Origin of the sequence: Noviherbaspirillum sp. L7-7A (genome assembly GCF_019052805.1) — a bacterium.
GTDB lineage: Bacteria > Pseudomonadota > Gammaproteobacteria > Burkholderiales > Burkholderiaceae_D > Noviherbaspirillum_A.
Window position 1 is genome coordinate 3,307,054 of sequence record NZ_JAHQRJ010000001.1, and the last position, 21,642, is coordinate 3,328,695.

At 56.6% G+C, this 21,642-nt stretch carries 20 protein-coding genes; 12 read left to right on the top strand and 8 right to left on the bottom strand.

The window, feature by feature from the left end; translation table 11 throughout:
- Positions 1-45: 45 nt before the first annotated feature.
- Positions 46-489, top strand: a complete 444-nt coding sequence (gene cynS, locus KTQ42_RS15025; RefSeq protein WP_217346220.1) for a cyanase — start codon at positions 46-48, stop codon at positions 487-489.
- Here the strand turns inward: cynS and KTQ42_RS15030 are convergent.
- The gene (locus KTQ42_RS15030; protein WP_217346221.1) at positions 483-1,493 is read right to left on the bottom strand and encodes a D-2-hydroxyacid dehydrogenase family protein; all 1,011 of its coding nucleotides are present in this window, start codon (positions 1,491-1,493) and stop codon (positions 483-485) included. The two genes, cynS and KTQ42_RS15030, sit on opposite strands and share 7 nt — an antisense overlap.
- Positions 1,494-1,734: 241 nt before the next feature.
- A complete protein-coding gene (locus KTQ42_RS15035) occupies positions 1,735-1,923 on the bottom strand; it encodes a hypothetical protein (RefSeq protein ID WP_217346222.1) in 189 nt (62 codons plus the stop codon).
- On the opposite strand from KTQ42_RS15035, the gene KTQ42_RS15040 reads away from it, so the two are divergent.
- The 3 genes from KTQ42_RS15040 to KTQ42_RS15050 all read left to right on the top strand — a co-directional run bounded on the left by KTQ42_RS15040 (position 1,922) and on the right by KTQ42_RS15050 (position 4,722).
- A complete protein-coding gene (locus KTQ42_RS15040) occupies positions 1,922-3,781 on the top strand; it encodes a phosphoenolpyruvate carboxykinase (GTP) (RefSeq protein ID WP_217346223.1) in 1,860 nt (619 codons plus the stop codon). The genes KTQ42_RS15035 and KTQ42_RS15040 overlap by 2 nt on opposite strands.
- Positions 3,782-3,958: 177 nt before the next feature.
- A complete protein-coding gene (locus KTQ42_RS15045) occupies positions 3,959-4,219 on the top strand; it encodes a hypothetical protein (protein ID WP_217346224.1) in 261 nt (86 codons plus the stop codon).
- A gap of 263 nt (positions 4,220-4,482) precedes the next feature.
- The gene (locus KTQ42_RS15050) at positions 4,483-4,722 is read left to right on the top strand and encodes a hypothetical protein (RefSeq protein WP_217346991.1); all 240 of its coding nucleotides are present in this window, start codon (positions 4,483-4,485) and stop codon (positions 4,720-4,722) included.
- 37 nt (positions 4,723-4,759) lie between these two features.
- Here the strand turns inward: KTQ42_RS15050 and KTQ42_RS15055 are convergent, their stop codons facing one another.
- Complete coding sequence (locus KTQ42_RS15055; RefSeq protein WP_217346225.1) at positions 4,760-6,964, bottom strand: hypothetical protein; 2,205 nt, start codon at positions 6,962-6,964, stop codon at positions 4,760-4,762.
- Positions 6,965-6,991: 27 nt separating this feature from the next.
- Between KTQ42_RS15055 and KTQ42_RS15060 the strand changes: the two genes are divergently transcribed.
- Positions 6,992-7,921 carry an IS5 family transposase gene (locus tag KTQ42_RS15060; RefSeq protein ID WP_217345312.1) on the top strand — a complete coding sequence of 310 codons (930 nt, stop codon included), beginning with the start codon at positions 6,992-6,994 and terminating at the stop codon, positions 7,919-7,921.
- Between the two features lie 34 nt (positions 7,922-7,955).
- Here the strand turns inward: KTQ42_RS15060 and KTQ42_RS15065 are convergent, their stop codons facing one another.
- Complete coding sequence (locus KTQ42_RS15065; protein ID WP_217346226.1) at positions 7,956-8,936, bottom strand: filamentous hemagglutinin N-terminal domain-containing protein; 981 nt, start codon at positions 8,934-8,936, stop codon at positions 7,956-7,958.
- A 217-nt stretch (positions 8,937-9,153) separates the two neighbouring features.
- On the opposite strand from KTQ42_RS15065, the gene KTQ42_RS15070 reads away from it, so the two are divergent.
- From KTQ42_RS15070 to KTQ42_RS15080, 3 genes are read left to right on the top strand one after another with little or no spacing between them, the layout of a single operon-like run.
- Positions 9,154-10,260, top strand: coding sequence for an S-(hydroxymethyl)glutathione dehydrogenase/class III alcohol dehydrogenase (locus KTQ42_RS15070; RefSeq protein WP_217346227.1), 1,107 nt, complete (start codon positions 9,154-9,156; stop codon positions 10,258-10,260).
- A gap of 52 nt (positions 10,261-10,312) precedes the next feature.
- Positions 10,313-11,191, top strand: a complete 879-nt coding sequence (locus KTQ42_RS15075; protein WP_217346228.1) for a pseudouridine synthase — start codon at positions 10,313-10,315, stop codon at positions 11,189-11,191.
- A 42-nt stretch (positions 11,192-11,233) separates the two neighbouring features.
- Positions 11,234-12,424: an MFS transporter gene (locus KTQ42_RS15080; protein ID WP_217346229.1), complete on the top strand. Its 1,191-nt coding sequence runs from the start codon at positions 11,234-11,236 to the stop codon at positions 12,422-12,424.
- A gap of 156 nt (positions 12,425-12,580) precedes the next feature.
- On the opposite strand, the gene KTQ42_RS15085 is transcribed toward KTQ42_RS15080, so the two are convergent.
- A complete protein-coding gene (locus tag KTQ42_RS15085) occupies positions 12,581-12,886 on the bottom strand; it encodes a hypothetical protein (protein ID WP_217346230.1) in 306 nt (101 codons plus the stop codon).
- A 158-nt stretch (positions 12,887-13,044) separates the two neighbouring features.
- Here KTQ42_RS15085 and KTQ42_RS15090 point away from each other — a divergent pair, with 158 nt between their 5' ends.
- Complete coding sequence (locus tag KTQ42_RS15090) at positions 13,045-13,986, top strand: LysR family transcriptional regulator (RefSeq protein WP_217346231.1); 942 nt, start codon at positions 13,045-13,047, stop codon at positions 13,984-13,986.
- Here KTQ42_RS15090 and KTQ42_RS15095 read toward each other — a convergent pair.
- From KTQ42_RS15095 to KTQ42_RS15105, 3 genes are all read right to left on the bottom strand, one after another.
- Positions 13,967-15,151: an MFS transporter gene (locus KTQ42_RS15095; protein WP_217346232.1), complete on the bottom strand. Its 1,185-nt coding sequence runs from the start codon at positions 15,149-15,151 to the stop codon at positions 13,967-13,969. The two genes, KTQ42_RS15090 and KTQ42_RS15095, sit on opposite strands and share 20 nt — an antisense overlap.
- Positions 15,152-15,426: 275 nt before the next feature.
- Entirely contained in the window at positions 15,427-16,197 is a 771-nt protein-coding gene (locus KTQ42_RS15100; protein WP_217346233.1) for a 5'-methylthioadenosine/adenosylhomocysteine nucleosidase, read from the bottom strand.
- Positions 16,198-16,493: 296 nt separating this feature from the next.
- A complete protein-coding gene (locus KTQ42_RS15105; protein ID WP_217346234.1) occupies positions 16,494-17,369 on the bottom strand; it encodes a LysR family transcriptional regulator in 876 nt (291 codons plus the stop codon).
- A 117-nt stretch (positions 17,370-17,486) separates the two neighbouring features.
- On the opposite strand from KTQ42_RS15105, the gene KTQ42_RS15110 reads away from it, so the two are divergent.
- The 3 genes from KTQ42_RS15110 (at position 17,487) to KTQ42_RS15120 (ending at position 21,616) form a co-directional block, all read left to right on the top strand.
- Entirely contained in the window at positions 17,487-19,001 is a 1,515-nt protein-coding gene (locus KTQ42_RS15110) for a CoA-acylating methylmalonate-semialdehyde dehydrogenase (protein ID WP_217346235.1), read from the top strand.
- Between the two features lie 23 nt (positions 19,002-19,024).
- Entirely contained in the window at positions 19,025-20,650 is a 1,626-nt protein-coding gene (locus KTQ42_RS15115) for a GMC family oxidoreductase N-terminal domain-containing protein (RefSeq protein ID WP_217346236.1), read from the top strand.
- A gap of 195 nt (positions 20,651-20,845) precedes the next feature.
- On the top strand, positions 20,846-21,616 hold the full coding sequence (locus tag KTQ42_RS15120; RefSeq protein ID WP_217346237.1) for an ABC transporter ATP-binding protein: 771 nt from the start codon (positions 20,846-20,848) through the stop codon (positions 21,614-21,616).
- The last annotated feature ends 26 nt before the right edge of the window (positions 21,617-21,642 follow it).

Consider the following 21,642-nt stretch of genomic DNA (forward strand, 5'->3'; position numbering starts at 1 on the left):
GCATGGCTCTTGCTGAAACGGGCGGTCAACCACACAGGAGCATTCATGGACCGCACGCAAGTCACCAGCAAGATACTCGCCGCCAAAGTCAGGAAGGGCCTGCAATGGCGCGACATCGCCACCCGCATAGGCCAGAGCAAGGAGTGGACCACGGCCGCCTGCCTGGGCCAGATGACCTTTACCAAGGCCCAGGCCACGGCGGCCCAGGACCTGTTCGAGCTGAGCGACGAGGAAACCGCGTGGCTGCAGATCGTGCCGTACAAGGGCTCGCTGCCTACCGCGGTGCCGACCGATCCGCTGATCTACCGCTGGTATGAAATCGTCAGCGTGTACGGCAGCACCATCAAGGAACTGATCCACGAGGAATTCGGCGACGGCATCATGAGCGCCATCGACTTTTCCATGGACATCCAGCGCCAGGAAGATCCCAAGGGCGACAGGGTCAACGTCGTCCTGTCCGGCAAGTTCCTGCCCTACAAGACCTACTGAACCGGCCCGGAAGCCTTCCTTTCGAGCGCTTCCGGATTGAGCACATTCCTCGGCTCGCCCCTGGCGAAATCGACGATGTTCTGGAATGCCGCGCCGAAATACAGCTCGTAGCCGTCCTTTTCCACATAGCCCAGGTGCGGCGTGGCCAGGACATTCTCCATGCGCAGCAGGGGGGAATCGGGCGGCAGCGGCTCCTGCTCGAACACGTCGATCGCAGCCTGGCCCGGGCGGCCCTGCGCCAGCGCCGCTTCCAGCGCGCCAGGCGCGATCAGCTCGGCCCGGCTGGTATTGACCAGGATGGCGGTCGGCTTCATCGCCGCCAGGTCGGCTGCCTGCACGATGCCGCGGGTGGCGTCGTTCAGGCGCAGGTGCAAGGTCAGCACGTCCGATAGCGCAAAGAATTCCTCCTTGCTGGCAGCCGCGTCGTGGCCGTCATGCAGCGCCGCCTCCAGGCTGGGCGGGCGTCCCCAGACCAGCACCTTCATGCCGAATGGCTTCGCGTACGAGGCGATCTTGCGGCCGATCTTGCCGTAACCCCAGATACCCAGCGTTCTGCCCTTGAGCACCACGCCAAGCCGGTTATGCTGCGGCGCCAGCGAGGCGGTCTGCCAGAGGCCCTGCTTCAGGTTCGCGCTGTACTGGGTGATGCGGCGGGTTGCTGCCATCACCAGCGCCCAGGTCAGTTCGGCCGGCGCGGTCGGATCGCCGCTTCCTTCGACGATGGTCACGCCGCGCGCCGTCGCCGCGGCCACGTCCACATGGCCGCTGACCTTGCCGGTCTGTGAAACCAGCTTCAGGTTCGGCAGCTTGTCGAGCAGGGCCCTGGAAATCGCCGTGCGTTCCCGGATCAGTACCAGGGCGTCATAAGGCGCCAGCCGTACCGCCAGTTGCCCGATGCCGCGCGCGCTGTTGTTGAACACCTTGACTTCATGGCCGTCCAGAAGACGGAAACAATCGAGCCGCCGGACGGCGTCCTGGTAATCGTCGAGAATCGCAATTTTCATCAAGAATTCCTGGGAATCGGGTAGGGGATTGGAAAGGAAAGAATTGTTTCGCAGGAAATGATAGCCGGCCTCACCCGGAAATGCAGGGCACGACCAAAAATGGCGCATTGCAGCAATTTCCAGAATAAAATTCTTCGATAAAACAAGATCTTATCGGCCAATAGCCTACTATTTAAGTCGACTACTATTTCCTCCAAACTTGTGTTTGGTCATTGGATTTGCAAAAAAGACAGGTGTACAATCACCCACCATTTTTAGCAAAAGCCCGCTTTTCCACCCTTGAGCCTGGTGCTGTCTTCAGCACAGGTGGCGCGGCAGATTGCCAGCGTTTCGACAAGACCGCCGTGGCGCGCCATACTGCGCCAGCAACAGCGACGATCCTGCCGTGCCGGGACAGATTTTTTTTATTGGCATTGGAGGTAGTACTCATGAACCAGCCTGTCATGAACGGCGTCACCGCCGTCGAGGCCCCGTCTTACGTCAAGCACCAGAAACTGATCAGCTGGGTCGCGGAAATCGCCGCGCTTACCAAGCCCGACAGCATCTACTGGTGCGATGGCTCCGAAGAGGAATATAACCGCCTGTGCGCCCTGATGGTCGAAGGCGGCACCATGAGGAAGCTGAACCCGGAAAAGCGTCCGAACAGCTACCTGGCCTGCTCCGACCCGTCCGACGTGGCGCGGGTGGAAGACCGCACCTTCATCTGCACCGACAACAAGGAAGATGCCGGCCCCACCAATAACTGGATGGCCCCGGCGGAAATGCGCGCCACCATGAACGGCCTGTTCGACGGCGCCATGCGCGGTCGCACCATGTATGTGGTGCCGTTCTCAATGGGTCCGCTCGGTTCGCCAATCGCTCACATTGGCGTGGAATTGTCCGACTCACCCTATGTCGCCGTCAACATGCGCATCATGACCCGCATGGGCCGTGCCGTGTACGACGTGCTGGGCAGCGACGGCGAGTTCGTGCCTTGCGTGCACAGCGTGGGCGCGCCGCTGGAGCCGGGCCAGAAGGACGTGGCCTGGCCCTGCAACCCTACCAAGTACATCGTGCATTATCCCCAGACCCGCGAAATCTGGTCCTACGGTTCCGGCTACGGCGGCAATGCGCTCCTGGGCAAGAAATGCTTTGCGTTGCGCATCGCGTCCACCATGGGCCGCGAGGAAGGCTGGCTGGCCGAGCACATGCTGATCCTGGGCGTTGAAAACCCGGAGGGCAAGAAGCACTATGTCGCGGCGGCGTTCCCGTCGGCCTGCGGCAAGACCAACTTCGCGATGCTGATTCCGCCGGCCGGTTTCGAAGGCTGGAAAGTCACCACCATCGGCGACGACATCGCCTGGATCAAGCCGGGCGCGGATGGCCGCCTGTATGCGATCAATCCGGAAGCCGGCTACTTCGGCGTTGCCCCCGGCACCAACAGCGACACCAACTACAACTGCATGGCATCGCTGAAGGACAACACCATCTTCACCAATGTCGCATTGACCGATGACGGCGACGTATGGTGGGAAGGCATGACCAAGGAGCCGCCGGCGCACCTGATCGACTGGCAGGGCAAGGACTGGACGCCCGCCATCGCCAAGGAAACCGGCGCCAAGGCAGCCCATCCGAATGCACGCTTCACCGTCTCCGCCACCAGCAACCCGGTGCTCGACCCGTCCTGGGACGATCCGGCCGGCGTGCCGATCTCGGCCTTCATCTTCGGTGGCCGCCGCTCAACCACCGTGCCGCTGGTCACTGAAGCGCGCGACTGGGTGGAAGGCGTCTACATGGCCGCTACCATGGGATCCGAAACGACCGCAGCAGCCACCGGGCAGCAGGGCGTGGTGCGCCGCGATCCGTTCGCGATGCTGCCATTTGCCGGATACAACATGAGCGAGTATTTCCAGCACTGGCTGGAAATCGGCGAAAAGCTGAATGCAACCGGCGCCACCCTGCCGCGCATCTATTGCGTCAACTGGTTCCGCACCGACGAGAATGGCCGCTTCGTGTGGCCGGGTTTTGGCGACAACATGCGCGTGCTGAAGTGGATGCTGGAACGCATCGAGGGCAAGGCATCGGAAGGCGTCGAACACCTGTTTGGCGTCACCCCGCGCTATGAAGACATGCACTGGGACGGCCTGGACTTCGGCCGCGACAAGTACGAGAAAATCACCTCGATCGATAACAGTGCCTGGGAAGACGAGCTCAAGCTGCATGCTGAACTATTTGACAAGCTCAGGCATAAACTGCCGCCGGAACTGGAAGCCGCCAAGGGCAAGCTGGAACAGCGCCTGAAGGCCTGAGGTTTGGATCAAAAGCCTGGAGCCGCTGTTTTCAATGCATGAACCATGCACAAAAACGGCAGTTAAAAAAGCTTAGGCTGTACTCGCAGACGTCCAGGCGAACAAAAATCTGGTGGAGGAGACAAACAAACGCGGCAGGGAAACCTGACCGCGTTTTTCTTTTTCCCAAGGATACGCATGGCCATTCTCATCATCGTCTACGATCTTAGCCCAGTCCCGACTTCCTATCATGATCTGGTCAGTGCGATAAAAAAATTTCCTTGGGCAAAGTTGTCAGCAAGCAGCTACGCAATTTCTACCAACTTCACTCCCCAAACCGTGTTCAATCAGTTGCGTCCATTGATGGACAGCTCAAGCAACCTGTACGTCATTACGGGGCATAAGCCCTTTACTGGCTATGGTCCGGAAGCTGTCAATAAATGGCTGCAACAGATGTAAAGGCGGCGAAGACCGTCGCTAGTCAATACTCAAGTTCATAAGTCCAACTCGCAGCAGGAATTACCAACACTAATGCCTAGAAGGGAGCAACAGGGAGTTTCACCAGCAACACGGAAGCGCCATCTTTCTCCAAAAATCCAGGTTTTTTCAAGCGATAATCCAGTTCCCTTCTTTCAGTGCAAGCGCGACAGGCATTGTGCAACTCGCCAGATAACAAGCAGTCTGTCATGTCTGAAGCTAGCCTACCTGCCTCTGGAGCTGCCATGTATATGGTTTACTGGACTGAGATAGCCGACGAAACCAGAATCCCTTACCAGGAACTATTTCCTCCATCCGATCTGCGCGCTGCACTGGAATTCATGGAAAAACTGCGCCAAAGGCAACGTGCGGGAGAATCGGTTTGTTTTGTTGTGATGTCTTCGGAAAATCCGGATTCGGTGGGGCATGCTGGCGCAGCCGACCCGCCTCCGGATTATAAGTGGATGAAAAGAAGAAAACAGTAAGCGAATGATGAGCTTGTCTGAACTGGCTATTCGTTCCTTATCGTGTTAGTTCAATCGGCAAATTCATTCCGTCATTTTCGAGGGATAAACTAACTGTATTCTTCATTTTCCTCGTTTTTGACCGCGTCCGATACTCTTCATCTTTGTCAACGGTCGCCCAAACAAAAAAGTTTTCCGATTTGCTATCACTATTCACTGGCTTGGAACCGGATGGTGGTGTCCTGGAATTGCTTTGATTACCGGCATCGGCAGTATTGTTGGTGTTTCCGCTATTTTCGCCTTTACCACCAGGATCAATACTGACGTTTCCAGGTTCACCTGCTCCTTTACCCGCTAGCTCCCCGGACGAAGGGGTGGAATCGTTTGAAACTGGCAAATCCGTGTTTCCGGCTGGCTTGCCTGGATCCGCTGGAGGTGTTGTTGGTGACGCAGGGTCTGGTTTACCAGACGGATTGGATGGGCTAGTTCCCGGATCTTGAGTCGACGGTTTCTCGCGAATTAAACCACTGCTGCTTGACTTAACGATTTGATAGTTTTCAGTAACATTTTTTCCTTCAGCATTAATGATCTGAACCTCACCTACTTGTAAGGTTCGGTTTCCAGGCACATTTGAATCAAATGCCTGGCGCGCTGTCATCACATCACCTTCCACAAGCCCCATATTGCCGCTGTTGTAATTCTTAGAAATTTGCGGTGTTAGAGAAGAGGTAATCGATTCATCAAACTGTTTAGACTCAGGGCTTGCTTCAACAAGAATCGGCCTGGCGTAGATTTTTACCGAAGCTTGCTGATCAATAATCGGATTTTCAAGATAATAGCCTTGCTGATCTGACCAGAATTTCTTTTGATTTTTATACGAAATTTCACCAACGTTCATCAGGCTGTTAAAATTAGGGTCAGAAGTGGAATATAGATGTTTCGAATCTACTGCGTTTAAATCAGAGTAGAGTAATTTTGGTTGGACCCGGACCGCTACACCGTCGTAGGCTTTCGTCACATTTGCATCAACTGATAAAATTTCCAGGGGCTTGAGAAAAGACTTTAGCAGCGGAAAGGTATAACCGTCATAGCGCGTCCAAGTCTCGTCAAAATCGAAATTCAACTTTGCATTCTTGAGTGCCGATGCACTTAACTGGCCGTTTTCCGCATAGCTGGTGCCATTACCTGGATCATAAACAAATGCATTTGTTTTTCCTTTTCCATCCGTGGTGTAATAAGCATTGGTAATTTTTCCACTATTCATTCCTGCAATGCCATTTTTTGAATTATTCCATAGTGCATAAGCGCTATCAATTTTTCCATCGTTCGTGCCGGCAATCCCACCCAGCCCTGAACCGAAGAACGACCCTGCCACTGATGCCAGGCTATAGGCGTTTTTGATCTCGCCCATGGATCCATTTTTTCCTGTAATTCCTCCCGCAGAATTAGGAGAAATCTCCGAATATCCGGGCTTAACGTCAATGGATACGCTTCCCGTTACGAAGACATTGTGAATATTTCCATTGTTGTGGCCGGCTATTGCGCCTACCGAGTCATTACCCGTGATGTTGACGTCAACCAGACCAAGGTTTTTGATTTCGCCACTGGAGGAAGAGAACAGGCCAATCTTGCTTCCAATAGGCCTGTTTATATACAAGTTGGATATAATATGATTCAAGCCGTCAAGCTTGCCCGAAAACTGCTTGACATCATTCAAAGCCAGCGGGATGAATCCTGTGTTGTAGTTCCATATATCCCTTGGCAAACCGCCAGTGCCCTGATTCCACAACGTGGTCTCGGTCGCATCAATATCACGACCAAGTGCATAATAGCCCGACAGATTCTCATTTATCCTTTGCAACTGGCTGACGTTGTTCACCAGCATCCACAAACGATAGGGGCTGGTGATGAAGTTTTCATAAATCCGGTTGTTTCTGAAGCTCTCTACATTTGTATAAATGTCGATATCTGCATTATCGGCAGCATTGATCTTTCCAGCTTGTCCAAAGATCAGAGTACCGCTGCTGGTACCGTTGGCGTCTGTACGAATTTTCAGCCCGCCGGTGCCTAACTTTACGGAAGCGTTAATCAACACATTTTTTTCAGCTTCTAAATTAAGTTTGTTTTGTCCACTGGATGAGATCGCATTATTGATGACAAGATCGCCGCTTTCTACCTGTCTGTTACCCTGAGCTTTCACCGTAATGTTGGTGGTTGACAGATTGCTATGGCTTTGTTGCGCAAATCGGGCAGCCAAGCGCATTGGCAGCAATTCGGGTAGGCTGGGTGCATGAAACCCGCTGCTCGGAAGTACCAAACGACGAACTGGAAAGCCTATAACGCGGCATTAAAGGCGCGTGGCTCTCTGCTGATCTGGCTCGATCCCACTATGAACTGGCACGGCCAGGCAAACGGTAAGCGTGGACGAAGTCCAACCTTTAGTGACGAAGCCATTCAGTTCTGTCTGAGTATCAAATGCCTGTTCAGCTTGCCGCTACGCCAGGCCATGGGCATGACGCAAAGCTTGCTGCAATTGACAGGCCTCGACTGGCCCGTCCCCGACTACAGCACGATAAGCCGCCGGCAAAAGAAATTGCGCGTTGCCATCGAAGTCATGCCCACCACGACCGGCCTGCACCTGCTGGTCGATAGCACCGGCATCAAGATGCTGGGCGAAGGCGAATGGAAGACCAGGAAGCATGGCGCTGATTACCGCCGCCAATGGCGCAAAGTCCATCTTGGCATTGATGCTTCCACACTCGAGATTCGCGCGATGGAAGTGACGGACAACAGTATCGGCGATGCGCCTATGTTGCCCAACCTATTGGGTCAGATTCCTCCAGAAGAGCTGCTCGCCAGCGTCAGTGGTGATGGCGCTTACGATACGAAGGGCTGCCATGAAGCCATCGCACGACGTCAGGCCGATGCCATAATCCCGATCCGGAAAAATGCCAAGCTATGGAAGATGAATCGCATTGGTGCCACGGCACGAAATGAGATTCTACGAGCGACACGCCGACTGGGCCGAACGATCTGGAAGAAATGGAGTGGCTATCACCGACGAAGTTTGGTCGAGACTAAGATGCGCTGCTTCAAGCTACTTGGCGAACGCATCATGGCCCGTGACTTTGATCGGCAAGTCGCTGAATTACAGGTCCGTGCCGCTGTGCTGAATCGCTTTACGCGCCTTGGCACGCCAATTACGGTCGCTATGCCATAAATCCATCTACAGCAAGGTTAACTCGTCCCTTACTTTATTTCTGCAACAGAGCCCCTGTGGAGACCCGTGCAGCAGATGCATGGACCGTACCGCCGGGGCCGTCTGTCGCAGATGCATCCAAAGTGCCATTAAGGTTGACTACGCCGCGCTGGGAATCGGCAAGCAATTCTATTTTGCCTTTTACATTGCTCAATGTTTTTGCTTCAATGACGCCGGTATTATTAACTACTGCATGTTTGCCTAAATCGTCCACGCCGTTTGCCACAAGGGAAATCGTACCGCCAGCTGCCTTGATTTTTCCGGAGTTTTCTACAAGAGCATTAGCAGTTTCCCGATTGATCGCATAACTGATCAGCGAATTTTTGGAAAAATAAACAGCAGCCTGGTCACCGGCACCCATCAGTACTCGCCCTCCTGACGCATCCAGGTCGCCACTGTTTTTGACTTCATCAGAAAGAAAAACAATATAACCGCCTTCCGCGGCAGTCACAGATCCCGAGTTTTTTACCGAAGTTGGCAGGCTGGAAGTTTTGGAAAACTGAAAATTTCCATCCATAAAGTTCTTGTCTGATATACCCAGGGTACTGGCTACAATGCCTCCGGCATTAATTTGTGCACCCTCACCCAACAGCACCCCATTGGGGTTGACAATAAATACCTGGCCATTCGCAGTCAACCTCCCATTAATCAAACTCGCGTCCAGTCCTGTTACGCGGTTCAGTATCAGGGAAGAACTTGAAGGCTGAATGAAGTTGACCGTTTCTCCCGATGCGATGCCAAACTGCTGCCAGTTAATGATAGCCTTGTCAGTCGCCTGCCTGATCTCCATGCCACGGTGGTTGTTAACGACATCAATAGAACCCGAAGCAATTAAGGGACCTTGTGGTAACGCGCTTGCATTCGACGTGTAAAGCGATGCAAAAGCCAGAAAAATGGGCATTCTAAAACTCTGGTTTTTTTTTGTGGTTTTTATTTTTCTTGCGTTATTTTTTTTAAAAGCGCCTTTCTTTTTCATGATGTTTCTCCTTAATAAGGACGAGGATGATGAAACCGTTGTTCGTCCGAATTTAAGTTCTTACTTCTAAGGCAAGAACAATCATTAGCTTCAAAAAACTTAAAGACCTCTTTATAGAACGGGTAACCGATTATTGGAGATCAATATTCCGATCATCGTTTATACTGATTGCTTGTCGGTACCATAAGTATTGAATCGCGATTTAAAGGGAACATGAATGAAGACGAAAGCAGCAATTGCCTGGAAAGCCGGTGCGCCGCTGACCATCGAGGACGTTGACTTGCAAGGACCCAAAGCGGGTGAAGTGCTTATCGAGGTCAAGGCGACAGGCATCTGTCACACCGATTACTACACCTTGTCGGGTGCGGACCCCGAAGGCATTTTTCCTTCCATTCTCGGACATGAGGGCGCCGGCATCGTGGTCGACGTCGGTCCGGATGTAAAGTCCTTGCGGGCCGGTGATCATGTCATTCCGCTCTATACGCCGGAATGCCGCCAGTGCAAATTCTGCCTGTCGCAGAAAACCAATCTCTGCCAGGCAATCCGTGCCACTCAGGGCAGGGGACTCATGCCGGACGCGACCTCGCGTTTTTCCCTTGATGGCAAACCGGTTTTTCATTACATGGGTACGTCGACCTTTGCCAACCATATTGTCGTACCGGAGATTGCCGTTGCAAAAATCAGGTCGGATGCACCCTTCGACAAGGTTTGTTATATCGGATGCGGCGTTACCACGGGCGTGGGCGCGGTGCTGTTTACGGCCAAGGTCGAGGCAGGGGCGAATGTGGTGGTATTCGGGCTTGGCGGCATCGGCCTGAATGTCATCCAGGCAGCGAAAATGGTGGGCGCAAACGGGATTATCGGTGTCGATCTCAATCCGGAGCGGGAGGCGATGGCGCGCAAGTTCGGCATGACGCATTTCGTCAATCCAGGCAATGTCGAGAATGTCGTCGATCACATCATCGAGCTCACCGACGGCGGCGCCGACTATTCCTTCGAATGCATAGGCAATACGACTACCATGCGGCAGTCGCTGGAGTGCTGTCACAAGGGCTGGGGCCAGTCCATCATCATCGGTGTGGCTGCAGCAGGCGAGGAAATCAGTACCCGGCCATTCCAGCTGGTCACAGGCAGGGTGTGGAAGGGTTCCGCCTTTGGCGGCGCACGGGGGCGTACCGATGTGCCGAAGATCGTCGACTGGTATATGGAAGGCAAGCTGAACATCGACGACCTGATTACGCATACCTTGCCGCTGGACCGGATCAACGAAGGCTTCGATCTGATGAAGCGGGGCGAGTCGATCCGTTCGGTAGTGCTTTACTGAAGATGACACATCCCTTGGGTAAGCGGCCGGCAGCAACGGGGAAGGGCATGCCATGACGCTACCAATGCGCGATGGCGTGGCCCCCAGCTTTGTCATTTTGCCGGCAGGTTGCAATGGCAACCTGCTCGACTTCCTGACGCAGCAGTTTCCGGCTGTCCCGCGCCCGGTGTGGGAAAGCCGCCTGGCCCGTGGCGAAGTGGTGGACGATCGTGGCATGCCCATGCGGACCGATACGGCCTGCCGGCAGAATGCCAAGATTTTTTACTATCGCGAGCTGCCGCCGGAAACCCCGATTCCCTTCGAGGAAACCATACTGCATGCAGATGCGCACCTCCTGGTGGTCGACAAGCCGCACTTTCTTCCGGTCACGCCTAGCGGACGATTTTTGCAGGAAACCCTGCTGGTTCGGCTCAGGCGCAAGACCGGGCTGGCGCATTTGTCGCCCATTCACAGGCTGGATCGGGAAACCGCTGGCGTGATGCTGTTTTCAGTCGACCCGGCCAGCCGCGGGCAATACCAGTCGCTGTTCCAGCGGAGGGCGGTCAGCAAGGTGTATGAAGCGCTTGCCGACCCGCTGCCCGATGTCGACTTCCCGTTGACCTACCGCAGCCGGATGGTGGACGGGACGCCTTTCTTCCGCATGACGGAAGTTCCTGGCGAGCCGAATTCGGAAACCGTGATTACGCCAATCGAAACTTGTGGCGACCATGTGCTGTATCGCCTGGAGCCGTTGACCGGCCGCAAACACCAGCTGCGGCTGCATATGGCCAGTCTGGGCATCCCCATCGTCAATGATGCGTTTTATCCCGATGCCTTGCCATGCAAGGCGGACGATGTGTCTTCGCCGTTGAAGCTGTTGTCCCGTTCAGTACGCTTCATCGATCCTCTGAGCGGCGAGACCAGGCATTTCGCCAGCCAGCTGGTGCTGTAGGGTGGGCGCCAGGCAACTGCAAGACTTCCTCCGGCTGACTTTATGAAACATGCAACATCGATTCCCCCCACCGCTGTTCTGGCTCTGTCGCTGGCCGCCTTTGGCAGCGGCATGTCGCTGCGTTTAACGGATGCTCAGCTACCGCGCCTGGCAGCGGATTTTGGCGTATCCTTGGCCAGCGCTTCGGATGTCATCACCTGTTTTTCGGTCGCTTATGGCATATCGCAGCTGTTTTTCGGCCCGTTGGGAGACCGGTTCGGAAAATACCTGGTGATCGCCTGGGCAAGCGCTTGCTGCGCGATGACCGCATTACTCTGCGCAATTGCGCCTAATTTTCCTCTGCTGCTGGCAGCACGTTTTCTGGCCGGCGCTACCGCGGCTGCCTTGATTCCCCTTTCGATGGCATGGATAGGCGACGTCATTGCGTATGAAGACCGGCAACCGGTGCTCGCACGATTTTTGATCGGGCAGATCCTTGGCGTATCGGCAGGGGTATTCGTCGGCGGAATGGCTGCGGATTACCTGAACTGGCGTATTCCGTTTTTTGGCATTGCCATGGGCTTTGTACTGATCAGCCTGAAGCTGTTTTCCCTGAACAGAAGGCTGCCGGAACATGCGAGACAAACGGTGCAGGGAGAAGGGGCCGCCGGACGCCGGATGATGCGTGAGTTTTCGCAGGTGTTGTCAGGAAAATGGGCGCGAATCGTGCTCGCAACGGTATTTCTGGAAGGCCTCTTCCTGTACGGTGCATTTGCGTTCATCGCTACCCACGTCCATGTGGTCCACGGCTTGCCCTTGTCGAAGGCGGGCTTGCTGGTCATGCTCTTCGGGTTTGGCGGCGTGTTGTTCGCCACGGCCGCGAGAACGCTGGTGCGCCGGCTTGGGGAGGCCGGACTGACGCTCTGGGGCGGCATGATTGCCTCCTTGTCGCTGCTGGGCATCGGCATAGGGCCACACTGGATCTGGGCGCTTCCCGGCTGCTTCTTTGCTGGCGTGGGCTTTTACATGCTGCACAACACCTTGCAAATCAATGCCACGCAGATGGCGCCCGAACGCCGTGGCGCCGCCGTGTCGGCGTTTGCATCCTGCTTCTTCATCGGGCAGTCTGCCGGCGTTGGAATGGCCGGCCTGCTGGCCGATTACAGCAGTACAACCACCGTTCTCATCCTTGGTGCGGTGGGATTGCTGACGCTGTCATTGAATTTCAGTCGACTGCAAAGAAAAAAGCCATAAAAAATGCCCCTCTAGACTATTGTCCGAGGGGCTAACCTTCCCGAGTGGGAGGAGGAGACAACCTGAAAAAACATCTGACGCAGGCCAAAGTTTCTTTGATCGCTTCTACCTCAACCAGATTTATTAATGTGAGAGAAGATTGCTTAACTAAATGACTTAACCACGCGATGCAATCTGCCGCAGCTCGGCGGCCAGGTTAGGCTGGCTACGTTCGTATTCACAGGCCATGCTGTGCAACATGGCGATGCCACGCAGCTTTTGCGCGAAGCGACGCTCTTCCAGCGATTTGCGTGGTGCCATCAGCAGGATGGCAGCCTGGATCAGGCCCTTGAGCAGGGGTTTGAAAACCAGCAGCAGGGTAGCAAACAAGCTTACGCCAAGCAGCGGGCGCGCGGCGCCAGCGGCGACCCCGGCAAAGGAAACTGCAGCTTCAAGCGGAAAGGCAATGGACATGAACGACATAAGGCAACTCCCGACCAGTTATTCTGTAAAAAATTTCTTCGAAACACTCATATGTTGCGATGCAGTATAAGTAGGCATAAGATCGAAAGCCAATTTTCTGTTTGGATAGCCGTTATGTTTCTCATGAATAAGGTTTGGGCCAAAGAAGAGGTACGCGGGTGAGCTTCCTGAGCCTGGATCTGAATCTGTTGCGCGTCTTCGATGCTGTCATGAGCGAGCAGAACCTGACACGCGCGGCAAGTCGCCTGGCGATGACCCAGCCTGCGGTATCGAACGCCATCCGCCGCCTGCGTGATGCACTGAACGATGACATCGTGGTACGGACCGCGCATGGAGTGAAGCCGACACCCAGGGCGGAAAGCCTGTGGCCGGCAGTGCGCAGAGCGCTTGCGCAGTTGCAGGAAGCCGTGGCGCCCCATACCTTTGACGTCTCGCAGGCAACAGCGACCTTTCGGCTGGCGATGGCCGATGCAACCGCCGCACTGGCATTACCTTCGCTTATGCGCGCCATTGAAAAGGAGGCGCCGGGCTTGAGCATCAGGATGATGCCGCTTACCACCCGTGAACCACGTCCGATGCTGCTGCGCGCGGACATCGACCTGGCCATCGGCTTCTTTCCGGGAGTGGTGGCGCAGCTTTCGGGAGAAGTGGCAACGGCAATCAGGCACGAGCGCCTGTATTCCGGCAAATATGTGTGTGTAATGCGCCGGGATCATCCCCTGGCGAAAGGCCCGTTGACGGTGGACGATTATTGCCAGGCCAAGCATTTGCTCGTCAGTTTTTCAGGCCGGGCCAGGGGACTGGTGGACGATGCATTGGCCCGCATGGGGCGGGAACGCCGCATTCTGCTGACCGTGAATCAGTTTTTCACGGCAGGCCGGGTCGTCGCCAATTCCGACCTGATTACGGTGCTGCCGCGTCATTTGATTGCTTCCACCGGCATCAGCTACGAACTGGTTGACCTCGAGCTGCCATTCGACATGCCTGATGTGCATGTGGACATGCTGTGGCATGAGCGCGATGCGCACAATCTGGCGCACAAGTGGATGCGCGAACATCTGATGACCATGGCGGCAGAAGCTAGTCCCCATGCTGCTTAATGCTCCTGCGCCTGGCATGCCGCACAGCCACCCAGTAAGCCATGCTGGCCATCATGCTCATTGCCAGCAGCAGCAGCATCGTGGATGTCTGCCCCAGGGTGGCCAGCGCCAGGGTAAAGCCGAATGGCGCCAGGGCCCGCGCAACGAATGCGGGCCGGGCCAGCCGGCCCAGCAGGGTGGTGTAATCATGGCGGCCATACAGCTCGGCGGGCACGATGCCCCGGACGATGGTCATTAATCCGTTGCTGATGCCATACAGCGCGGCCACAAGATAGGCCAGTTGCGTCGAGCCATCCAGCAGGAACAGCGCTGTCATTCCCAATATCATTGCCGCGAAGGTCATGGTGCCCACATGCACCGCGCGCGTGTTGCGGCCCATGCCCAGCTCCAGCAGTCGCCCGAGCACCTGGGTTGGCCCGACCAGCGCCGCAATCATGACCGCCTGTGCATCGCTCAGGCCAGCCGTGCGAAACATGCCGATCAGGTGTACTGACAATACCGACAGCACGAAGCTGCCCGCCGCAAAGGCAAGCGCCAGCCAGGCAATGTCAGGCGCCTGGTTCTCGATTGCAGGACGGTCAGGAAGGCTGCCGTGCTTGCGGCCGTTCGCTGGCAACAGGCACGCGTGCAGTGGCAGGCAGACGAGGATCTGCAGCAATGCATAGAACAGCAGCGCCTGGCGCCATCCAGCCATGGCCATCAGGAATTGGGATACTGGCCAGGAAAGCGTGCTGGCAAAACCGCCAAACAAGGTTAATCCTGTGACAGAGCGCCGATAGGCGTCGCCTGCAATCTGGTTCAATGCCATGAAACCTGCGTCATATAAGCATGCGGACATCGCAAAACCAGCAAGGATGGCTGCGCCAAACAGGCTTAGAGGCCCGCTGGCGGCCGCAAGCAGGCACAAAGCCAGCATGGACAGGACAGACCCGGAGCACAGCACGGCGCGGGCGCCATGGGCTTCCATCAGCCTCGCGACTGCCGGCGCCGCCAAGCCCGAGATGGACAGGCTTAATGTAAAGGCGGCAAACAGCATGCTTGAACTGATCTGCAAGTCCTGTTGCATGCGCTCGCCAAGCACGGCAATCGGGTAATAAAGACTGCCCCAGGAAATGATCTGGGCAACGCCCAGGCCGCTCACGACGACCGTTAATGGGCGTTTCATCCATGCTCCGCGATGTGGATAAGGCTTTGGATAAGCTGTGCAGCTTGTGGGGATAAAACCGTCTTTGCGCCGGACAGGATTCTTGTACAGAATCGCCCACTGCAAAATACAGGGCTTATGCAGGATTTATGAAATTTCCAAGTGGTTGATTTCATGAATTTTTTTATTGTTATCCACAATAATGGGCATGCGTTAACAACTACTACTATTCGTATACAAAAACCTTGATTAAATAAACAGCGCAAACCTGAAGCAGGGGGGGTTAACAAACGGCCTCAAGGCAGCAGAGCAGACAACCTGCGTATCGTATGAAATGCGTAGACAGAAGCGACGTGCCGAATAAAGGAAAGAAAATCGACTGCAGAGTCTTCGTTGGCGTTGTCAGAGATGGTGCGAATCACGGAAAACGGTATGCCAAATTCATGGCACACCTGGGCAACCGCAGCGCCTTCCATCTCGACAGCCAGTAAATCCGGAAAATCCCTCTTTAATTCTTGCAGTCTTGATGCGCTGGCAATGAATTCATCGCCGCTGGCAATCAGTCCCTGATGTAGGCGGGGCTGATGCAGATTGAAATTCGCGCGGTTTTCCTCGGATATCTCAGTCAGCAAATCCTGGTCCAGGAAATTGGTGGCTGCTTCCAGCAGATAACGATTAATTTGCGCATCGCTTGGAAATCGGGAAAGCCCGGTGAGTGGAATTTCAAATCGCGGAAAAAGCGGGCGCGTGTCCATGTCGTGTTGCACAAGCTCGCTTGCAATAACGATGTCGCCAACCCGCACTTCGGGGTCGGCAGATCCGGCAACGCCGGTAAATAACAGATGAGAAACGTCGAAACGCTCGATCAACATGGCAGCTGTTGCAGCTGAAGCAACTTTTCCCAATCTGGACAAGACGCAGATGCAATCGATTCCCCACAAATTGCCGTGGACATAGTCTCTCTTGCCACGGGTAAAAATTTTTCCATCGCGCATTTGGGTGATCAGGCCTGCCTGTTCTTCCTGAAGCGCGCTGATGATGCCAAGTCGGTACGGTTTTCTGTCCATTTTTTCTCTTTCAAAGGCCCGGAAGCCGCATAAAACCGCGTATCTGGTTTTATCTTAAATAGCTGTATACAAATCTAGTAATAGTGTTAACCGGTGATTTTTTCTGTGAGTAAGTCTCGTAACGCCTTTTAAATCAATTACTTGAAACGGGGATAAAGGCTGGATAAGCCCTGTATGTTAACGTGATAGCTTCTGAACAAAAATCGGAAGTTTTGGATATCCGCGCTTATGCACAAGCCGGCAACCGGATATCCATAGGTTTGTCCACAGTTCAAGTGATTGAAATTTAAGGAAATTCACCGCTCCCAGACGGTTTTCAACAAGGAAAAAACGGCCTGGATGATGGGTTCCTGGGCACGCTTTGCCTGGCAAACGAAGCTCAAATCCATTGCCAGACTGACCTGATCGGCAATCACCAGGCCACGTGCCTGGGCTTCCCGCAGTGCGACGGAGTCCCTGGCTAGCGCCAAGCCGACGCCGGATTTCACGAGATCAAGCATGGACGGTTCCTGATCCACCATCGCCACCTTGTGCGGTGACACCTTATGTTGTGCAAACACTTTTGTAAGCAGTCGGTTATGGGCGGATTCGGGTGGCGTCCATATCCATGGAAGGCTGGCCAGCGATTTCCAGTCGCGGCCGGCGACCCGATTTTTCCAGCCTTGCGGCGCCAGCACATAGTAATTAAAGGAAGTCAGCGCCTGATAACTGAATTCCTTGCCGGGAATGCCAAGGTAAAAACCGACGTCGAGTCCACCGTTCTTGATCTGCTGAAGCACCGAGCCCGACATGCCCTGCTGAAGTTGTGTTGATAATTGCGGGTAAGATTCGACAAGTCGCTTCAAAAATGCGCCAAGTCGGATGAATTCGGGATCGAGTATCGTGCCTATCGAGAGCGTGCCCGACAGGGTGGAATGCAATGCATCGGCGCCTTGGCGGAATTCCATCAAGCTGGCCAATACCCGTTCGGCAAACGGAAGCAGTTTGGCACCGTCATCGGTTAGCATCATGCCGGCTGCGGTGCGATGAAACAGTTGCAGGCCCAGCGTACTTTGCAGGGCCTTTAATTGCAGGCTGACGGCAGGCTGCGTCAAATGCAGACGCTCGGCGGCGCGGGTCAGGTTCGCTTCCTGGGCGATGGTGACGAATGCACGTAACTGATTGAAATCCATAGAAGTTTAGCTTTATAAAAATTCCTTATATTGGTCGCCAGCATAACTCATTGGATTTGCCAGTTGGTCATCGTTATCCTGTGCGCCATCGAACATCAATCATTCATGAGGATTTCCATGAGCCAGCCCGCACGCATCGAGCACTTCATCAATGGCACCATCACCGCATCGTCCGGCGACCGCAGCCAGGATGTGACCAATCCCGCGACTGGCGAAGTCGGTGCCCAGGTGGCGCTGGCCAGCGTGGCCGATGTGAATGCGGCGGTGGCGGCGGCAAACGCTGCCGCGCCGGCATGGGCCGACACGGCGCCGCTGAAGCGGGCACGCATCCTGTCGAAGTTCAAGGAACTGATCGAACGGCATCATGACGACCTGGCCAGGGCGATTACGCGGGAACACGGCAAGGTATTTTCGGATGCGAAAGGGGAGGTGATCCGCGGCCTGGAGATCGTTGAATTCGCCTGCGGCGTGCCGCAGCTCCTGAAAACCCAGTTCACCGACAATATCGGCGGCGGCATCGACAACTGGCAGCTGCGCCAGCCGCTGGGCGTCACCGCCGGCATCACGCCGTTCAATTTCCCGGTCATGGTGCCGCTGTGGATGGCGCCCATGGCGCTGGCAACCGGCAACACCTTCGTGCTCAAGCCATCCGAGCGCGATCCGTCGCCGTCGCTGATGATGGCCGACCTGCTGAAGCAGGCCGGACTGCCGGACGGCGTCTTCAATGTGGTGCAGGGCGACAAGGTGGCGGTGGATGCGCTGATCCAGCATCCGGATGTGAAGGCGGTGTCCTTTGTCGGCTCGACCCCGATCGCGGAATACATCTATACCGAAGGCGCGCGCCGCAAGGGCGCCTGGCCGCTGCGGGTGCAGGCGCTGGGCGGCGCCAAGAACCACCTGGTGGTGATGCCGGACGCCGACCTGGACCAGGCAGTGGATGCGCTGATTGGCGCGGCCTATGGCTCGGCTGGCGAGCGCTGCATGGCCATCTCGGTGGCGGTGGCGGTAGGGCAGGTGGCCGACAGGCTGATCGATGCGCTGATACCGCGCGTGAAGTCGCTGAAGGTCATGAACGGCATGGAGGACGCGGCCGAGATGGGCCCGGTGGTCACCGCCCAGCACAAGGCCAAGATCGAAGGCTATATCGAGGAAGGCGTGCGCGCCGGCGCCCGGCTGCTGGTCGATGGCCGCGGCCTGAAGGTGCCTGGCCATGAAAACGGCTTCTTCCTGGGTGGCACCCTGTTCGACCAGGTGACGCCGGAAATGAAGATCTACCAGGAAGAGATTTTCGGGCCGGTGCTGTGCGTGGTGCGCGTGCCCGACCTGAAGTCGGCGGTGGAACTGATCAATGCCCACGAATACGGCAATGGCGTGTCGCTGTTCACCTCGGACGGCAATACGGCCCGCGAATTCTCGCGCCGCATCGAGGTGGGCATGGTGGGCGTGAACGTGCCCATCCCGGTGCCGATGGCCTGGCATTCCTTCGGCGGCTGGAAGCGCTCGCTGTTTGGCGACGCCCATATCTATGGCGAGGAGGGCGTGCGGTTCTACACCCGCTACAAGTCCATCATGCAGCGCTGGCCGCAATCCATCGACAAGGGTGCGGAATTCACGATGCCGGTGGCGAAGTAAGGTTGAAAGACAGGGAGACGACAGTGGAATCGGCAGGCAAATTCGACTACATCATCATCGGCGCCGGCTCGGCCGGCTGCGTACTGGCCAACCGCCTGACCCAGGACCCGGATGTGTCCGTGCTGCTGCTGGAGGCGGGCCGCAAGGATGATTACATCTGGATCCATATCCCTGTCGGCTATCTGTACTGCATCGATAATCCGCGCACCGACTGGCTGTACCGCACAGAGGTCGATGCCGGCCTCAATGGCCGCAGCCTGGTCTACCCGCGCGGCAAGGTGCTGGGCGGCTCCTCGTCGATCAACGGCATGATCTACATGCGCGGCCAGTCGCATGACTATGACCAGTGGGCCGCGCTGACCGGCGACGACAGCTGGCGCTGGGACGCGGTGCTGCCGCTGTTCAAGAAGACCGAGGACTACTACAACGGCGCCGATGAATTCCATGGCAGCGGCGGCGAGTGGCGGGTGGAAAGGCAGCGCCTCAAGTGGGAGATCCTGGAAGCCTTCCGCGACGCGGCGGAACAGGTCGGCATTCCGAAGACCGCCGACTTCAATCGCGGCGACAACAATGGCTGCGGCTACTTCGACGTCAACCAGCGCCGCGGCATACGCTGGAACACCGCCAAGGCCTTCCTGAAGCCGGCCAGCAAGCGCAGCAACCTCACCATCATGACCGGCTGCCATGTGCAGCGGCTGAAGATCGCGACGACGGAAAGCGGCAAGGCCTGCACCGGCGTCGAATTCACCGGCGGCGGCCGTGCATGGACGGCCGATGCCACCCGTGAAACCCTGCTTTGCGCCGGCGCCATCGGCTCGCCGCAAATCCTGCAGCTGTCGGGCATCGGGCCGGGCGCGCTGCTGCAGCAGCATGGCATCAAGGTCGAGCTCGATGCGCCCGGCGTTGGCGACAACCTGCAGGACCATCTGCAGATCCGCATGGCCTTCAAGGTAAGCGGCGCCAAGACCCTGAACACCATGGCCAACAACTGGTTCGGCAAGATGAAGATCGGCATGGAGTATGTGCTCAACCAGAGCGGCCCGATGTCGATGGCGCCATCGCAGCTTGGCGCCTTCACCCGCTCCGACGCCAGCCAGGCCACGCCCAACCTGCAATACCATGTGCAGCCGCTGTCGCTGGAGCGCTTCGGCGAACCGCTGCATCCATTCCCGGCCTTCACCGCCAGCGTCTGCAATCTGCGGCCGACGGCGCGCGGCCATGTGCGCATCGCGTCGGCCGACGCCTCGGCGGCGCCGAAGATCACGGCCAATTATCTGAGCACGCCGGAAGACCGCAAGATCGCCGCCGAATCGCTGAAGCTGACCCGCACCATCGTCCATGCGCCGGCGATGAAAAAGTATGCGCCCGAGGAATTCAAGCCCGGCGCGCACCTGACGACCGACGAGGAACTGGCCCGCGCGGCAGGCGATATCAGCACCACCATCTTCCATCCGGTGGGCACCTGCAGGATGGGTCGCGATGACGATGCCAGCGCCGTTCTCGACAGCCAGCTGCGGGTGCGCGGCGTGGCGGGACTGCGCGTGGTGGATGCGTCCATCATGCCCGTCATCACCTCCGGCAATCCGAATTCGCCCACCATCATGATTGCCGAAAAGGCGGCTGCGCTGCTACGCGCGAGCTATCGTTGACGGCATCGACCCGCACGCCGTGGAACAGCCTCTTATTTGTTGAACAACTGCAGCAGGCGCATGTATGATGCGCTAGCGCAAAACACAGTAACAAAGCTTGACGCACGGTAGTTATACCGTATTGCTAAAAAGATCAGGCGCTGTGTAGGATGCGAAAAATCTAGACGAATAAGCAAGAGCCACACAGGAGACCCCATGGCCGATGTCATTCTGGAGACCAGGCACCTGACCAAGGAGTTCAAGGGATTCACTGCGGTGAACGATGTGAATCTTCAGGTCCAGCGGGGCCATATCCATGCACTGATCGGCCCCAACGGCGCCGGCAAGACCACCTGCTTCAACCTGCTGACCAAGTTCCTGGTGCCAACGGCGGGCCAGATCCTGTTCAATAACCGCGACATCACTTCGGCAGCACCGGCGCAGATCGCGCGCCAGGGCATCATCCGCTCGTTCCAGATCTCGGCCGTCTTCCCGCATCTCACCGTGATGGAAAACGTGCGCATCGGCCTGCAGCGCGCGCTTGGCAATTCCTTCCACTTCTGGACCAGCGAACGCACGCTGTCGCGCCTGAATGACCGCGCGATGGCCTTGCTGGCCGAAGTCGACCTGACCGAGTTCGCCGACACCGTCACGGTGGACCTGCCATACGGCCGCAAGCGTGCGCTGGAGATCGCCACCACGCTGGGCATGGAGCCCGAACTCATGCTGCTCGACGAGCCTACCCAGGGCATGGGCCACGAAGACGTCCACCGCGTCACCGCGCTGATCAAGAAGGTATCGGCCGGCCGCACCATCCTGATGGTGGAACACAACATGAGCGTGGTCTCGGGCATCTGCGACCGCATCTCGGTATTGCAGCGCGGCGCCATGCTGGCCGAGGGCAACTACCAGGAAGTGTCGTCGAATCCCCAGGTGATGGAAGCCTATATGGGCACCACCAGCGGCGCGCTCGAAGGCGCACATTGATCAACACGGCGGCGGCACGCTCTGCT

Excerpts from the sequence above, each read along its gene's own strand:
- KTQ42_RS15075 (WP_217346228.1), top strand. The coding sequence starts at position 10,313 with ATGACGCTACCAATGCGCGATGGCGTGGCCCCCAGCTTTGTCATTTTG.
- KTQ42_RS15055 (WP_217346225.1), bottom strand. The coding sequence starts at position 6,964 with ATGCGCTTGGCTGCCCGATTTGCGCAACAAAGCCATAGCAATCTGTCA.
- KTQ42_RS15035 (WP_217346222.1), bottom strand. The coding sequence starts at position 1,923 with ATGAGTACTACCTCCAATGCCAATAAAAAAAATCTGTCCCGGCACGGC.
- KTQ42_RS15120 (WP_217346237.1), top strand. The coding sequence starts at position 20,846 with ATGGCCGATGTCATTCTGGAGACCAGGCACCTGACCAAGGAGTTCAAG.
- KTQ42_RS15065 (WP_217346226.1), bottom strand. The coding sequence starts at position 8,936 with ATGAAAAAGAAAGGCGCTTTTAAAAAAAATAACGCAAGAAAAATAAAA.
- KTQ42_RS15110 (WP_217346235.1), top strand. The coding sequence starts at position 17,487 with ATGAGCCAGCCCGCACGCATCGAGCACTTCATCAATGGCACCATCACC.
- KTQ42_RS15030 (WP_217346221.1), bottom strand. The coding sequence starts at position 1,493 with ATGAAAATTGCGATTCTCGACGATTACCAGGACGCCGTCCGGCGGCTC.
- KTQ42_RS15080 (WP_217346229.1), top strand. The coding sequence starts at position 11,234 with ATGAAACATGCAACATCGATTCCCCCCACCGCTGTTCTGGCTCTGTCG.
- KTQ42_RS15070 (WP_217346227.1), top strand. The coding sequence starts at position 9,154 with ATGAAGACGAAAGCAGCAATTGCCTGGAAAGCCGGTGCGCCGCTGACC.
- KTQ42_RS15105 (WP_217346234.1), bottom strand. The coding sequence starts at position 17,369 with ATGGATTTCAATCAGTTACGTGCATTCGTCACCATCGCCCAGGAAGCG.
- KTQ42_RS15050 (WP_217346991.1), top strand. The coding sequence starts at position 4,483 with ATGTATATGGTTTACTGGACTGAGATAGCCGACGAAACCAGAATCCCT.
- KTQ42_RS15095 (WP_217346232.1), bottom strand. The coding sequence starts at position 15,151 with ATGAAACGCCCATTAACGGTCGTCGTGAGCGGCCTGGGCGTTGCCCAG.
- cynS (WP_217346220.1), top strand. The coding sequence starts at position 46 with ATGGACCGCACGCAAGTCACCAGCAAGATACTCGCCGCCAAAGTCAGG.
- KTQ42_RS15085 (WP_217346230.1), bottom strand. The coding sequence starts at position 12,886 with ATGTCGTTCATGTCCATTGCCTTTCCGCTTGAAGCTGCAGTTTCCTTT.
- KTQ42_RS15060 (WP_217345312.1), top strand. The coding sequence starts at position 6,992 with ATGAAACCCGCTGCTCGGAAGTACCAAACGACGAACTGGAAAGCCTAT.
- KTQ42_RS15040 (WP_217346223.1), top strand. The coding sequence starts at position 1,922 with ATGAACCAGCCTGTCATGAACGGCGTCACCGCCGTCGAGGCCCCGTCT.
- KTQ42_RS15100 (WP_217346233.1), bottom strand. The coding sequence starts at position 16,197 with ATGGACAGAAAACCGTACCGACTTGGCATCATCAGCGCGCTTCAGGAA.
- KTQ42_RS15045 (WP_217346224.1), top strand. The coding sequence starts at position 3,959 with ATGGCCATTCTCATCATCGTCTACGATCTTAGCCCAGTCCCGACTTCC.